This is a genomic window from Enterobacter cloacae complex sp. IR5428, from assembly GCF_049238585.1.
Lineage (GTDB): Bacteria > Pseudomonadota > Gammaproteobacteria > Enterobacterales > Enterobacteriaceae > Enterobacter > Enterobacter intestinihominis.
Map to the genome: position 1 here is coordinate 172,411 of NZ_JBMKHV010000008.1, position 14,804 is coordinate 187,214.

A 14,804-nucleotide genomic window follows, 5' to 3' on the forward strand; every position below is an offset into this window, starting at 1 on the left:
CTAATATTTATTAGCTAAACATTATCAGCAAGAGGATGCGTAATGAAAGAGCAGTGGAGTAAAGAACAGGCACAGGCGTGGTATCAGCAAAAAGGCTGGCTGTGCGGGTTCAACTATCTGCCGTCGACAGCGGTGAACTGGACCGATATCTGGCAGGAAGAGACCTTCGATGCCGCCACTATCGACCGCGAGCTGGGCTGGGCGGCGGACGCGGGCTATAACACCCTGCGCATCAACCTGCCGTTTATCGTCTGGGAGCACGACCGCGACGGGCTGATGGCGCGCATCGACCGCTTTTTGACGATTGCCGACGGTCACGGCTTCAGCACCATGCTGACCCTGATGGACGACTGCGGTTTCTCCGGCGACGAGCCGTACCTCGGCCCGCAAAAGCCGCCCGTACCGGGCAAACACAACAGCCAGGCGGCGGCGAGCCCGGGGCGCGACAAGGTGTGCGATCGAGACTGCTGGCCACAGATTGAGCGCTATATCCGCGACGTTGTGCGCCAGTTCCGCGAGGATAAGCGCGTATTGCTGTGGGATCTGTATAACGAGCCGGGAAACCGCGGCATTTTCGCGACGGGCACGGAAGAGGTGTTGTACGACGAGAAGCTGGAGACCTGCGCGCACGTGTTGATGAAGCTGGCGTTCCGCTGGGTGCGTGAGGAAGACCCGACCCAGCCGCTTACCGTCTGCGCCTGGCGTCTGCCGGCGGAAGAGGAGGGCGAGACGTTTTATCAGCACCCGCTGGACCAGACCGCGCTGGAACTGTCGGACGTGGTGAGCTATCACGCCTACACCAATACCGGGCGCATGACGGCGATTATCCAGCAACTTCAGGCGCTGGGCCGCCCAATCTTCTGCACCGAATGGCTGGCGCGTCACGTGGGCGGCACCATCGAAGAGCAGCTCCCGCTGATGTACATGGCAAAGGTCGCGCCGTATCAGTGGGGGCTGGTGCGCGGTAAAACCCAGACCTGGCTGCCGTGGCCGGTGGTGATGAAGGAGTCCACGGACTACTGCCGCCTGTGGTTCCACGACGTGTTCGAGGAGAACGGTATCCCGTTTTCACGCGCTGAAATCGCGCTGATGAAGAAGCTGCGCAATATCGCCCCGGATCCGCAGGGCTAATAATAACGACCCGGCGCGCTGTCGCCGGGCAACCAGGTACGCACTATGGCAATGACAATGAAAATACCGTCTCGCGAGTTATGGTCCTACTTTGGCTATGGTTTAGGTCAGTGTTTTAGCTTTGGTTTAGTGGGTTCGTTTATAAACTATTTTTACACCGACGTGCTGGGGATCTCGGCGCTGGCGGCAAGTACCATCTTCCTGATTGCCCGCGCGTGGGACGCGGTTCACGATCCGCTGTTTGCCAGCATTATGGACACCATTAACAGCCGGTTCGGCAAGTTTCGCCACTTTTTACTGATTGCGCCGCTGCTGATTACCGGCGTCACGCTGCTGGCGTTCTATAAAATCGAAGCGGACATGACCACCAAAATCCTCTACGCCGGGGTGACGTATATCCTGTGGGGGACGCTGTACGCCATCTCCGATATCCCGTTCTGGTCGATGTCGTCGGTGATGACCAACGACTCCGGCCAGCGCACCCGCGCGGTGACGGCGGCAATGCTCGGGGTAAACGCCGGGATTGCCTGCGCCAATATCTTCTTCCCGAAGCTGGCGGCGTTCTTCGCCCAGTACAGCAACGATAAAGGCTACTTTATGGCTGCGCTGGTGATGATGCTGGTGGGCCTGCCGCTGATGCTCAACGGCTTTATGCAGATCAAAGAGCGCGTCCCGCCCAGCCCGGAAAAGGTGACGATGCGCGACACCTTCCACAACCTGCGCCAGAACAAGCCGCTGTTTATCGTCCTGCTGTCGTTCTTTTTCTGCGTGTTCCATAACGTGGCGGGCGGACTCTATATCTACTTCTTTATCAACAACATGGGCGACGGCAGCCTGCAAATGGCAATTGGCGTGATGGGGATAGTGGCGGCGGTGCTGTGCCTGGTCGCCCCGCTGCTGACGCGCCGGATGCAGAAGCGGAAGCTGTTTATGATCCTCTGCGGGCTGGACGTGGCGGTGCGCGTGGTGATGTGGTTCACGGGCTATCAGCACACGGCGCTGCTGTTTATCCTGCTCGGCCTGAGCACGCTGTTCGTGATGATGACCAACATCCTCACCTCGTCGATGATTGCCGACACCATCGAGTACGCGGAGTACCACACTAACAAGCGCTGCGCAGCGATCACCTTCTCCGGGCAGACCTTTACCGGCAAGATGTCGGTGGCGGTGGGCGGCGGGTTAATCGGCGTGTTTCTGACGATGATCAACTATGTGCCGCAGGCGCAGTCACAGAGCGACAGCGTGCTGTCGGGGCTGTTCTTCGGCATTTGTTTGTTACCGGCGATAGGGTCGCTGATTCGCATGGGCTTTATGTCGCGCTTTACCTTTACCGAAGAGAGGCATGCGGAGATTTGTCGGCTGCTGGCGGAGCGGAATGCGTCTGCGAAAGCGCCGGGTGGTGGCTGCGCCTTACCCGGCCTACAGGACCAGCCCTTGTAGGCCTGATAAGCGAAGCGCCATCAGGCTTCGCGTAATGACTTACAGCGACTTCACAAACGCCAGCAGATCTTCGTTGAGCTGATCCTGGTGGGTCAGCGCGAAGCCATGCGGCGCGTTGTCGTACACCTTCAGCGTGGCGTTTTTGATCATCTCCGCCGCCAGCTTGCCGGTGCTTTCAAACGGCACGATCTGGTCGTTGCTGCCGTGGATCACCAGCGTTGGCACGTCGATTTTCGCCATATCCGGGCGGAAGTCGGTTTCGGCGAAGGCGGTCACGCAGTCGATGGTGCCCTTGAGGGACGCCAGCAGAGCGATGTTCAGCGTCTGCGTCAGGGCACCCGCGGAAACGGTCTGCCCGGCGTTGGTGCCGTAGAACGGGGTGGCGAAGTCGCTGATGAACTGGGCGCGATCTTTACGCAGTCCGTCACGGATGCCGTCGAACACGCTCTGATCCACACCCTGCGGGAAGGTATCCGATTTACCGAAGATTGGCGTCACCGCGCCCAGCAGCGCCAGACCAGCCACGCGTTCGCTGCCGTAGTTGTTGATGTAGCGGGTCACGTCGCCACCGCCCATGGAGAAGCCCACCAGCGTTACGTCGCGCAGATCCAGGGTAGTAATCAGGTCGTTAATGTCGGACGCAAAGGTGTCGTAGTCATAGCCGTTCCACGGCTGATCCGAACGCCCAAAGCCGCGACGGTCAAAGGCGATGGCGCGGAAGCCGCGCTCGGCCAGGTAGTTCAGCTGGCTGTCCCACATGTCGCCGTCCAACGGCCAGCCGTGGCTGAAGAGGATCGGTTTGCCCGCGCCGCAGTCTTTGTAGTAAATCTGCGTGCCGTCTTTTGCCTTAAACAGTGCCATAGTGTGTTCCTGTGCAGGTGATTGTTATGGTTATACCGGCGCGACCAGATAGCGAATTGCCGGTGATGTTGTGCCCTGATGAAAAGCCAGAACGCGGCTCTGCAACAGGAGGTCATTCATGGTGTGGCGTTCCTGCTGGCGCAAATGCTCAATCCAGGAACCCATCAGGAAGGTCTCGATAAACAGCCCTGGACGTTCGATATCCTCGTACACCGCCCAGCTCATCGCTCCGGCGCGGCGGCGCACCCGGCGTAGCTCGTGCACGGCCTGCAAAAACGCTTTCGCGTTCTGTGGGTCGATGATGTACTCGTGCGACACCAGCACCGGGCCGCGCTCGTTCGGGAGTTCAATCTCCACGCCGTCCAGCGGCTGCCCGCTCAGGTCGAGATTTAAATTCGGATCTTTCTCCAGCTTCCAGCGGAATGCCGTCGCGCTTGCCAGCACCATCCCCAGCGTGGCAACCACCAGCGAGGTCGGGGTGCCGAACTGCGAGGCGATCTGCCCCCAGACGGCGCTGCCTGCGGTCATCGAGCCGAAGAACACCGTCAGATACACAGCCAGCGCCCGGGCTTTTACCCAGCGGGCGGCGCTGCGCTGTGCGCCAAGGTTGAGGGTGGAGAGCACCGCAATCCACGCGAAGCCGGTGAAGAACTCAAACAGGTTCAGCAGCCAGACGTGGCGCACGAACGCCAGCGCCAGCATGGTGAGGGCAAACGTCAGGCTGGCGGCCACCATCAGCCGATCGGCATTCAGCCGCTGGCGCAGGCGCGGCAGCAGGATCGCCCCGGCAATCGCCCCCAGGCCGATACACGCCAGCATCACGCCGTAGCCCGCCGGGCCTAAGCCCAGCTCGCGGCGCGCCACTAGCGGCAGTAACGCCCAGCCCGCGCTGCCGAAAACGAAGAACGCCACGGTACGCACCAGCACGTTGCGCAGCACCGGGGCGGCGTGCACGTAGCGAATGCCGGACCGCACCGCCGAGAAGAAGTGCTCCGGCGGCAGCCGCTGCACGGAAGGCGCCGGACGCCAGCGCCACAGCACCCACGCCACGCCGACCACGGATAGCGCGTTAAGCGCAAACACCATCCACGGCCCGGCCAGCGACAGCAGGAAACCGCCCAGCGCCGGGCCAATCGCCCGGCTGATGTTGACCCCGAGCGAGTTAAGCGCCACGGCGGAACCCAGCTCGGGCTTGCTCACCAGGTCAGGCACAATCGCCTGAAACGGCGGCGAGCTCATGGCCGCGCCCACGCTCAGCAGAAACGTTGCCGCCAGCAGAACGGTAGGGGTGACGTGTCCGGTGAAGGAGAGCACCGTCAGCCCGGCGGCGGCGATGAACACCCACAGCTGGGAGAAGAGAAGGTATTTTCGTCGGTCAACGATGTCCGCCATCACCCCGGACGGCAGGGCGAAGAGGAACATCGGCAGGCTGCTGGCCGCCTGCACCAGCGCGATATCCAAAGGATCGGCGCTGAGCGTCAGCATGCTCCAGTTGATACCGACGTCGCTCATCCATGAGCCGACGTTAGAGACCACCGTGGCGATCCACAGCATGCGGAACACCGGCTGGCTCAGCGGCTGCCATGGCGAAACCGTTGGTGCGGGCGTCGTCTCGACGTGTGCGTCGCGAACGTCGTTAACCTGGGTCATGCGAACCTCTCCGTCGTCTTACGCTGCAGCCGCCACTGGCCCGGTCCGGTGAGGGCGAGGGTGGTGAAGATAATCAGCAGCAGCCAGCCAAACTGCCCTTCGGCAATCGACCAGTCCGGGTGCACCGCCAGCATCGCCACCAGCAGCACGGTGATAATCGGCAGGCACGCCAGGCGGGTGTAAACCCCTGCAATGATAAACAGCGGGCAGATGACCTCGGCGACGATCGCCGGGATCAGGCTCGCGTAAGGTCCGAAACCAAACGGATCTTCGATGCGCGTCAGCTCTTCGCTGAAGTGGAGCACCTTCGGCAGGCCGTGCACGTAAAGCAGCAGCAGGCTGCCGGTCAGGCGCAGGAAAAACAGCCCTGGATCGATCCGGGGCGAAGCGTCGTTTTGTTTCATCAGAATGCAAAGCAGCTGCAGCCCAGCGCCCCCCAGAAAGCGTTATCGTCGGACACCGGCATCTCTGACGTGCGGGCGAAATCATGCTGGTGGCTATGAACCCCGCACGGGCCGCTGCAGTGGTGGACGGCGCTCATGCCGACGCGTGCGGCCTGCGGCGGCGCGCTGCGGTAGTGGCCCGGCACCTTCACCACCGGGGACCACTCGGGCAGGACCGGAATGGCGGGCGGCGCGAGCGGGCCAAAGCTGCCAGCGGCGTAGACGATATCGCCGTTGACCACGGTGAGGACGGACTCGATGCCCTTGATCTCCTCTTCCGGCACGCGGAAGTAATCTTTGCTGAGCACCGCCAGATCCGCGAGCTGGCCCGTTTTGATCTGCCCCTTCTGGTTCTGCTCGCTGGAGAACCACGCGCTGCCCTGGGTCCAGAGCATCAGGGCGGTATCGCGATCCAGACGGGCGCTGTGATCGTACATCTGCATCCCGCCAACGGTGCGGCCGGAGACCAGCCAGTAGAGCGCGGTCCACGGGTTATAGCTCGCCACGCGGGTGGCGTCGGTGCCTAAGCCCACCGGCACGCCAGTCTCCAGCATTTTCGCCACCGGCGGCGTGTGGCGGGTGGCTTCGATGCCGTAGCGCTCGGCGAAGTATTCCCCCTGGAAGGCCATGCGGTGCTGCACGGCAATGCCGCCGCCCAGTTCTTTGATGCGGTCGATGTTGGCCTGTGACACGGTTTCGGCGTGGTCGAAGAACCAGTGTAGCCCGTTGAACGGAATGTCGCGGTTCACCTTCTCGAACACGTCCAACATGCGGCTGATGGATTCGTTATAAGTAGCGTGCAGGCGGAATGGCCAGCGGTGTTCGACCAGATGGCGCACCACGCGCTCCAGCTCGTCCTCCATGCCCGGCGCGAGATCCGGGCGCGGCTCGAGGAAGTCTTCAAAATCGGCGGCGGAGAAGACCAGCATCTCGCCCGCGCCGTTGTGGCGGAAGAAGTCGCTGCCCTGGCCCGGCGTGAGCATGTCGGTCCATTTTTCAAAGTCTTCCAGCTCGTGGCCCGGACGCTGGGTAAACAGGTTGTAGGCGATGCGGATGGTCATCTGCTTTTTCTCGTGCAGCTCGGCAATTACCTCGTAATCTTCCGGGTAGTTCTGGAAGCCGCCGCCTGCGTCGATGGCGCTGGTCAGCCCCAGGCGGTTCAGCTCGCGCATGAACTGGCGCGTGGAGTTGACCTGCTGCTCCAGCGGCAGCTTCGGCCCTTTGGCGAGGGTTGAGTACAGGATCATGGCGTTCGGGCGGGCGATCAGCATCCCGGTCGGGTTGCCGTTGGCGTCGCGCTGGATCTCGCCGCCCGGCGGGTTCGGCGTGTCCCTGGTGTAGCCGACCACCTTCAGCGCGGCGCGGTTGAGCAGGGCGCGGTCGTACAGGTGCAGGATAAACACCGGCGTATCCGGCGCGGCGTCGTTAATTTCATCCAGCGTCGGCATACGGCGCTCGGCAAACTGGAACTCGCTCCAGCCCCCCACCACGCGCACCCACTGGGGCGACGGCGTGCGCAGGGCCTGCTCTTTCAGCATGCGCAGGGCATCTGCCAGGGACGGTACGCCTTCCCAGCGCAGCTCGAGATTGTAGTTCAGCCCGCCGCGGATCAGGTGCAGGTGCGAGTCGTTCAGGCCGGGGATGGCGGTGTGGCCTTTTAAGTCGACCACCTTAGTGCCGTCGCAGTGGTGTTGCATCACCTCGGCGACGGTGCCCACTTCCAGGAATTTCCCGTCGCGCACGGCAACGGCTTCCGCGAGAGGGTTCTCGCGATCGACGGTGTGAAACTGGCCGTTAACCAGAATGAGATCGGCTTTACCGAGGGTAACCATAACTGCTCCAGACTGAGAGGGGAATGGTCAGGATTATGGGAACCGGTTTCGGGAAAGATCCAGTTATACAATAGGATAGGTATACCAAAGTATAACTATACCTAAGGTTAACTATACGAAGAGATAATTACGCGCCAGCGGCGTGGGTCATAGGATGAATGCGATTTTATCGGCGTGCTGTTCGCGGCGATTTTAACCTTTAACCTCACTGGATAATCTTATGACCACTACAAAACTCGAAGTCTTAACCCCAGCCAACTGTCAGATCATCTTCATCGACCACCAGCCGCAGATGGCGTTTGGCGTGCAGTCTATTGACCGCCAGGTGCTGAAAAACAACACCGTGGCGCTGGCGAAAGCGGCAAAAGTGTTCAACATCCCGACCATCATCACCACCGTTGAAACCGAAAGCTTCTCCGGTAACACCTATCCGGAGCTGCTGGACGTGTTCCCGGGTCAGGACATTCTGGAGCGTACCTCCATGAACTCCTGGGACGACCAGAAGGTGCGTGACGCGCTGAAGGCTAACGGCAAGAAGAAGGTGGTTGTCGCGGGCCTGTGGACCGAAGTGTGCAACAACAGCTTTGCCCTGTGCGCGATGCTGGAAGGGGACTACGAAATTTATATGGTGGCGGACGCGTCCGGCGGCACCTCCAAAGAAGCCCACGACTTCGCGATGCAGCGCATGATCCAGGCGGGCGTGATCCCGGTGACCTGGCAGCAGGTGATGCTGGAGTGGCAGCGTGACTGGGCACATAAAGAGACCTATACCGCGGTGATGGATATCGTGCGCGAGCACTCCGGCGCCTACGGCATGGGCGTGGATTATGCCTACACCATGGTGCACAAAGCGCCGTCTCGCCAGAAGAGCGAGCACCGTACCTTAGCGCCGGTTCCGGCACGCTAAATCCCGGCGGCGGGCTGGTCCCTCATCCGGCTCGTCACTGCCTTTTTCTCTGGAGTTCACAATGAGTACAGGGTTGATATCCCTCGCGGCAGGCGTGCTGATTGGCCTGATGTATGCCGTGCTGAAGGTGCGTTCCCCCGCGCCGCCCGCGCTGGCGCTGATTGGCCTGCTGGGTATGCTGGCAGGGGAACAGGCGATGCGTCATCTTTTATCCCGCGATAATCCCGCTGGCGTGCAGGTGACGGTTCCCCACGTTCAGCACCTGACCGGAGCGTCATCATGAAGGCCTGGATTATTTCGCTGGTGTGCGGGGTCGCGGCTGGGGTAATTTACGCCCTGCTCGACGTGCATTCCCCGGCGCCGCCGGTCGTCGCGCTGCTTGGCCTGTTCGGCATGCTGGTGGGTGAACAACTGATCCCCATCGGACGGCGTCTGGTGAGCCGCGAACCGCTGACCCTGGCCTGGTTTCGTCATGAATGCGTACCGAAAATCAGCGGTACCGCGCCCCCAACGCCCGCGAAGGAAAGCCGCGACGCGTAACGAATTGTTTGAGGAAAGACAGCATGACGCTGCCGTGGCGCATTGCCATCATTGATGATGAACGCTCTGTTCGCAGCGGGCTCAGTAACCTGCTGCAATCGGAAGGGTATGCTACCGATACCTTCGATTCGGCAGAGGTGTTTTTGAGCCACCCTCTCGCCCTGTCCGGCGCGTCGCTGGTGATCACCGACATCAAGCTGCGCGGCATGAACGGGATCGAGCTGTTTGAGAAGCTGCGGTTGCTGGCCACGCCGCCGCCGCCAATACTGTTTATCTCCGGCCATGCGGATGAAAATATGCAGCGGTATGCACTCAGCCTGGGCGCCGCTGCATTTTTGCGTAAGCCGATTAACATCGATATTCTGCTGGATCATATTCAGCGGGAGCTGACCCGCCGACAATAAGGATCGCGGATGAACGAACAAACGTCGCCTGCATTTTGGCCCGCCCGGGGAAGTCTCCATGAAGGGCGGGCTTTTGTTCTGAAAGAGGATGTTATTTTTACCGTGCTGGCGCAGGAGGGCGGCATCTCCTGGATGAACGGGCGGCATCCCCAGTCCGGCGGTTCGTTTATTATTGCCACCGCGGTCAGCGATGAAGAAGAGGAGCGGGCAACGCGGCTGCTTAAAAACGAGTTTGCCCTGCGCGATCGACTTCATGACGGCTGGGCTATCCGGCCCGTCGCTTCAACCCAGTACCGCGGACGTTTTGCGCTGGTATACGCGCCGTTCTGCTTTGAACTGCTGGCGTGCCGGGCAGGTAAGGCGATTTCCGGGATCGCCCGCTTTATCGAGATGGCGATCCGCATCTGCGGTCCCCTGCGCCAGATGCATCTGCACAACCTGATCCACGGCGATATCAAACCCGGGTCGATCTTCGTTCATCACGACGCCACCAGCCGTCTGTGCAGCTTTGGTCTTTCCTGCGCCACTTCCGACGCATTCTCCCAGTCCCGGCTTGCCGCGTCTGGCGGCACGCCCGCCTACATGTCACCGGAACACACCACGCGTACCCGGCGCGCCGTCGACAGCCGGAGCGATCTCTACAGTCTGGGTATCGTGCTTTATGAACTTCTGACCGGGCGATTGCCGTTTGAACTGAGCGCTGATGACCAGACTAACTGGGCGCATTACCACATTGCCTCTGAGCCGCTTGCGCCGGGCCGGGTGCGTCCGGACGTACCCGGCATGCTCTCGACCATTATCCTTAAGCTGTTGGAGAAGAATCCGGAGAATCGCTATCAGACCGTCGACGGGCTGATTGCCGACCTCAGGCGCTGCCAGGCGACGCTGACCGCCGAAGGTGAGATCGTCGACTTTATTCCCGGCCAGCAGGATCGCTCTCCGGCGATCCATCTTGCCGATTCGCTTTTCTCTGCGCATCCGCAGGCCAGCGACGTCATCGCCGCGTTTGAGCGGGTCAGCCAGAGCGGTGCGCCGGAACTGGTGACGATTGGCGGTCCGTCGGGGATCGGCAAATCTTCCGTGATCGCCACCACGCTGAAATCGCTGCAACAGCGCAAGGTGCTGCTGGCGGTGGGCAAGGTCGATCAATACTCTCCCACGCTGCCCTACGGCGTGCTGAGTTCGGCGTTTCGGACGCTCACGCTGCACCTGCTCGGGCTGCCAGCCGGGGAGGTGGCGACGTGGAAAATCCGCCTGTCGCGCGCGCTGGAAGGCTTCGAGGAGCTGGCTGTCAGCCTGGTGCCGGAGCTGAATTTACTTCTTGAGAACAAACCGCGTTTCTCTGCGGATACATTTTCCATCGACGCGCGGGCGCGCTTCAGCCATATGGTGCTGGCGCTGGTGAAAACCTTCGCCACCCAGGGCGCGCCGCTGGTGCTGCTGCTGGATGATGTGCAGTGGATCGACGCCGCCAGCCTGCAAACGCTCGATCACCTGCTGCGCGCCTGCGGCGCCATCCCGCTGCTGGTGGTGGTGGCGCACCGCGATCTCAGTTCGCTTTCTGATCCCAGCTTGCAGACCGCGCTGGCGAGCCTGCCGGAGGCGGCGCAGCATGCCATGACGATCGTGCCGCAGCCGCTGTCGGTGAAGGCCGTGGCACGCTGGCTCGGGGGGATTTTTCATGCCCGCAGTACCGGCACCTCCGATCTTGCCACGCTGATCCATGAAAAAACCGGCGGCAACCCGCTGTTCGTTCAGGAATTTTTCCGCCGCATCGTCGATGACGGACTGGTGGTGCACAACAAATATCAGGGGAAATGGCATTACGATCTCCAGGCCATCCGCGCCCGGCATTACACCGAGAACGTGGTGACGCTGGTGCTTGAACAGCTCAAGGAGATGCCCGACGAGACGCGCCGCCTGCTGGGCAGCATCGCCTGCCTCGGCTGCACGGGCGAGCTGGAGATGCTGTGCCGCGTGGTGGGGCAGTCGGCGGCGGAAATCCGCTACGCCCTTCATCCGGCGGTTACCGCTCAGCTGATAGTGCTGACGGAGAAAGCGTACGCTTTTACCCACGATCGGGTGCAGGAAGCCGCCTTTGCCCTGCTGGATGAGGGCGAGAAAAGCCATCTGCACCTGACCACCGCCAGCCTGCTGGCGGATGCCGCGCGGCAGACGGCGGGTAACGAACTGCTGTTCCGCGCGGTTCACCACGTCAGCGCCGCGCTGGACTGCATCCAGCCTGCGCCGCAGCGCCAGAGATTCCGTGAGCTGAGCCTCCAGGCCGCGCGGCGTGCGAAGCGTACCGGCGATTACCTTTCCGCCTTAAGTTACATCCAGACCGCCAGAGCGCTGGGGAACGCGGGTCCGGTCTCGGACTTTATGCTGGATATCGAAGAGGCGGGCTGTGAGTTCGCGCTCGGGCACCTGGAGCGCACGCGCGCGCTGTGCGATACGATCCTCGGCTCACCGGGCGGGCTGACGGAGAAAGCGCTGGCCGCTAACCTGCTGGCGGAAGTCTATATGCGCCAGTCGGAGATCCGCCTGGCGCTGGAGGCGTCGTTATGCTGGCTGGGCGTGTTCGGGATCCAGATCAGCCGCTACCCGGAAAATGCCGAATGTGACGAGGCCTGGCAGCAGTTCTGTCAACGCACCGCCGACGCGCCGCAGAACCCGTTTACTCAGCTTAAGCTGATGGAGAGCGCGGAGACCGAAGCGGTAATGAACCTGCTTTACAGCGCCAGTATTTTCGCCAGCTTTACCTGCCCGCGCCTGCACTTTTTACTCCTGTGCCGGATGATGCACCTCACGCTCGATCGCGGCATAACCGGCGCATCCAGCACGGCGATGGCCTGGTTTGGCGTGCTGATTGGCCACCGCTATGCCGAATACCGTCTCGGGTTTGAGTACGGCACGCTGGCTCGCGAGCTGGTGAACCGCCACGGCTATGATGCCTATGAAGCTAAAACTCTGCTGCCGCTCGACCAGCTCAGCGTCTGGACCCAGCCGCTGTCGTACACTATCGAGTGCGCCAAGGCCTGCTTTACCTCGGCGGTGACCCACGGCGACATGACGATGGCCTGCTTCGCGGCCTGTCACCAGATCATTAACTTCCTCTCCCGGGGCGATCATCTGGACGGCGTGTTGACCAGCATCGATCGCGGTCTGGCCTTTGTGCGTAAAACGGATTATCAGGACATTGAAACCGTTCTGCACATTCAGCGCCGCTACGTGGAGTTTTTACGCACGCCGGTGACGGGCACATGGAGCGCCGCCCAGGCGCTGCCTGACGATCTGCTGCCCGCACCGCCGGAGCAGGCGCCCGAGCAGACCTCGACCATGCTGTTCTGGTACTGGCTCTATCGCGGGATGGCGCACTTTACCTGCGGCGAATACGCCGACGCGCAGGCGGATTTAGAGAGGGCGGGCTGGTATGCGTGGTCCGCACCGGGCCATATCCATCTGCTGGATTACCATTTTTACAGCGCGCTGGCGCTCTCCCGCCAGCTCACGCCGGAGACCTTCTCGGCGGATTATCGCCGCAGTATTCATCACCATTACGACAAAATTGCCCTCTGGGCGCGGATCAATCCGGGCACGTTTGCCGATAAAGAGGCGCTGATTTATGCCGAAATCGTCCGTCTGGACGGCATGAACAGCATCGCGCTGGAACAGTATGAAAAGGCGGTGCGGCTCTCGCGGGAGGGCGGGTTTAACCCGATCAATGCCCTGGCCCACGAGCTGGCAGGGCGTTTCTCGCTGGCCTGCGGCTACCCGACCGCCTCCGACGCCCATTTCCGCGGTTCGATTGCCGCCTGGGGCCGCGCCGGGGCGCAGGCCAAGGTGCGTCAGCTGGAGCAGGATTTCCCGCATCTGCTGGCCTCCGGGCAGAGCCGCGCGTACGACACCGTGGCATTTGCCCAGAACGAGGTGATCCGCGATTTACAGAGCGTCATCAAAGCCTCACGCGCCTTGTCCGAAGAAATCAACCTCGAGCGTTTAATTGAAAACCTGATGACGCTGCTGCTTGAACGGGCCGGGGCGCAGCGTGGCCTGCTGCTTCGCGTCAGCGATAATCACATCCCGGAGATCGAAGCCAGCGCCTGGACCAGCACCGACGGGGTGCGGGTTCACATCCTGAAAGAGACACCGATGGCGACGGACATGCCGCTGTCGGTGCTGGCCGCGGTGATCCGCACCGGGCAGGAGATCCGCACCGGCAAACCGGAGGAATTTCACCCGTTCAGCCAGGATCCTTATCTGGTGACGTCCGGCGCCGCCGTGATGTGCGTGCCGATGTTCAAACAGGCGCGACTGGTGGGGGTGCTGTATCTGGAAAACCGCCTGATGCCGGAAGTGTTTACCGCCGAACATTCGCGCGTGGTCAGCCTGCTGGGCGCGCAGGCGGCGGTTTCGCTGGAGACGGCGCGGCTTTACGCCGAGCTGCTGGCGGAAAACATCCACCGCCGACGGGTGGAGAAAGAGCTGCGCGCCAGCCAGACCTCGCTGATGCTGGGTGAGCAGATCAGTCATACCGGCAGCTGGCGCTGGGAGCTGGTGCAGGATCTGATGTTTATGTCCGAAGAGTACGCCCGTATTCTTGGCCTGCCGGAGCAGCAAAAGATGATCTCAATGGCGGAGTTTTTGACCTTCGTGCATGAGGATGATTATGGCCGGATTGGTAACCTCGTTAATCAGAGCGTGCGTGACGGGCTGTCGATGCGCGCGGAGTTTCGCATTATCCGCACCGACGGCTCCGTTCGCTACATTCTCGGGATTGGCGATCCGGTGGGCGTGGGCAGCGAAGTGAATGAGTATTACGGCATCATTACCGACATCACCAGCCAGCGGGCGGCGGAGGATGCGATGCGGGTGGCGCAGGCGGATCTGGCGCGAGTCTCACGGGCCACCACCGTCGGGCAACTGACCTCCTCGATCGCGCACGAGATCAACCAGCCGCTGATGTCGATTGTCTCGAACGCCGGCGCGAGCCTGCGCTGGCTCAACCGCGATCCGGCGCGGCTGGACAAAGTGCGCGAGGGGCTGGAGGAGATCGCTGCCGAGGGCGAGCGGGCAGGGGAGATCATCCGCAGCATTCAATCTCTGACGCGCAAACAGGACCCCACGTTTACGCGAATCGATCTGCACTTCCTGATCCACCACATCATTATGCTCTCCCGCAGCGAACTTGAGCTGCGACACATAAGCGTTGATTATCTCCTGAACGCTGACGACAGCTTTATCATCGGCGACAGCGTGCAGATCCAGCAGGTGCTGCTTAACCTGGTGATGAATGCGATGGAAGCGATGGCGGAAGTGACGGATCGCCCGTGCTGCATCACGATCGCCACCGCGAACTGCGCCGAAGGGAAGGTGATCTTTGAGATCGCCGATACCGGCAGCGGCATTGAGCCGGAGCTCACCGAGCGGATCTTTGACTCGTTCTATTCGACCAAAGCGCAGGGAATGGGGATGGGGCTGACCATCAGCGCCAGCATCATTGAACGGCATCGGGGAAAACTGAGCGCGCGCCGCAGAGAGCCGTACGGCACGGTGTTTACCTTCGCGTTGCCGCTTGCCGGACAGGAGGCGTAAC

General features: G+C 61.6%; 11 protein-coding genes. 7 read left to right on the forward strand and 4 right to left on the reverse strand.

All coding sequences use genetic code 11. The features are described 5' to 3' along the window. The first annotated feature begins 42 nt into the window (after window positions 1–42). Together ACOTXC_RS14315 and ACOTXC_RS14320 are read left to right on the forward strand one after the other, a co-directional pair. Complete coding sequence (locus tag ACOTXC_RS14315) at window positions 43–1,131, forward strand: cellulase family glycosylhydrolase (protein WP_193132286.1); 1,089 nt, start codon at window positions 43–45, stop codon at window positions 1,129–1,131. Between the two features lie 45 nt (window positions 1,132–1,176). Then, complete coding sequence (locus tag ACOTXC_RS14320; RefSeq protein ID WP_022646917.1) at window positions 1,177–2,571, forward strand: MFS transporter; 1,395 nt, start codon at window positions 1,177–1,179, stop codon at window positions 2,569–2,571. A 39-nt stretch (window positions 2,572–2,610) separates the two neighbouring features. Here the strand turns inward: ACOTXC_RS14320 and ACOTXC_RS14325 are convergent, their stop codons facing one another. The 4 genes from ACOTXC_RS14325 to ACOTXC_RS14340 are packed head-to-tail and all read right to left on the reverse strand — an operon-like array spanning window position 2,611 to window position 7,357. Beyond that, window positions 2,611–3,432 carry an alpha/beta fold hydrolase gene (locus ACOTXC_RS14325; RefSeq protein WP_038415217.1) on the reverse strand — a complete coding sequence of 274 codons (822 nt, stop codon included), beginning with the start codon at window positions 3,430–3,432 and terminating at the stop codon, window positions 2,611–2,613. A 30-nt stretch (window positions 3,433–3,462) separates the two neighbouring features. Then, a complete protein-coding gene (locus ACOTXC_RS14330; protein ID WP_193132285.1) occupies window positions 3,463–5,082 on the reverse strand; it encodes an MFS transporter in 1,620 nt (539 codons plus the stop codon). Beyond that, on the reverse strand, window positions 5,079–5,486 hold the full coding sequence (locus ACOTXC_RS14335) for a DoxX family protein (RefSeq protein ID WP_171936249.1): 408 nt from the start codon (window positions 5,484–5,486) through the stop codon (window positions 5,079–5,081). Before ACOTXC_RS14335 ends, ACOTXC_RS14330 begins: the two co-directional genes overlap by 4 nt. Next, the gene (locus tag ACOTXC_RS14340) at window positions 5,486–7,357 is read right to left on the reverse strand and encodes an amidohydrolase (RefSeq protein ID WP_023299235.1); all 1,872 of its coding nucleotides are present in this window, start codon (window positions 7,355–7,357) and stop codon (window positions 5,486–5,488) included. The genes ACOTXC_RS14335 and ACOTXC_RS14340 overlap by 1 nt, the downstream gene beginning before the upstream one ends. Window positions 7,358–7,577: 220 nt before the next feature. Here ACOTXC_RS14340 and ACOTXC_RS14345 point away from each other — a divergent pair, with 220 nt between their 5' ends. The 5 genes from ACOTXC_RS14345 to ACOTXC_RS14365 all read left to right on the forward strand — a co-directional run bounded on the left by ACOTXC_RS14345 (window position 7,578) and on the right by ACOTXC_RS14365 (window position 14,803). Continuing rightward, window positions 7,578–8,264: a hydrolase gene (locus tag ACOTXC_RS14345; RefSeq protein ID WP_022646922.1), complete on the forward strand. Its 687-nt coding sequence runs from the start codon at window positions 7,578–7,580 to the stop codon at window positions 8,262–8,264. A 61-nt stretch (window positions 8,265–8,325) separates the two neighbouring features. Next, entirely contained in the window at window positions 8,326–8,547 is a 222-nt protein-coding gene (locus tag ACOTXC_RS14350) for a DUF1427 family protein (RefSeq protein WP_022646923.1), read from the forward strand. Beyond that, the gene (locus ACOTXC_RS14355) at window positions 8,544–8,804 is read left to right on the forward strand and encodes a XapX domain-containing protein (RefSeq protein WP_045621749.1); all 261 of its coding nucleotides are present in this window, start codon (window positions 8,544–8,546) and stop codon (window positions 8,802–8,804) included. The genes ACOTXC_RS14350 and ACOTXC_RS14355 overlap by 4 nt, the downstream gene beginning before the upstream one ends. Before the next feature lie 23 nt (window positions 8,805–8,827). Then, window positions 8,828–9,208 carry a response regulator transcription factor gene (locus tag ACOTXC_RS14360; protein ID WP_006810275.1) on the forward strand — a complete coding sequence of 127 codons (381 nt, stop codon included), beginning with the start codon at window positions 8,828–8,830 and terminating at the stop codon, window positions 9,206–9,208. A 9-nt stretch (window positions 9,209–9,217) separates the two neighbouring features. Next, window positions 9,218–14,803 (forward strand): trifunctional serine/threonine-protein kinase/ATP-binding protein/sensor histidine kinase, encoded by a 5,586-nt coding sequence (locus ACOTXC_RS14365; RefSeq protein ID WP_421767788.1) that lies wholly within the window; start codon window positions 9,218–9,220, stop codon window positions 14,801–14,803. The last annotated feature ends 1 nt before the right edge of the window (window position 14,804 follow it).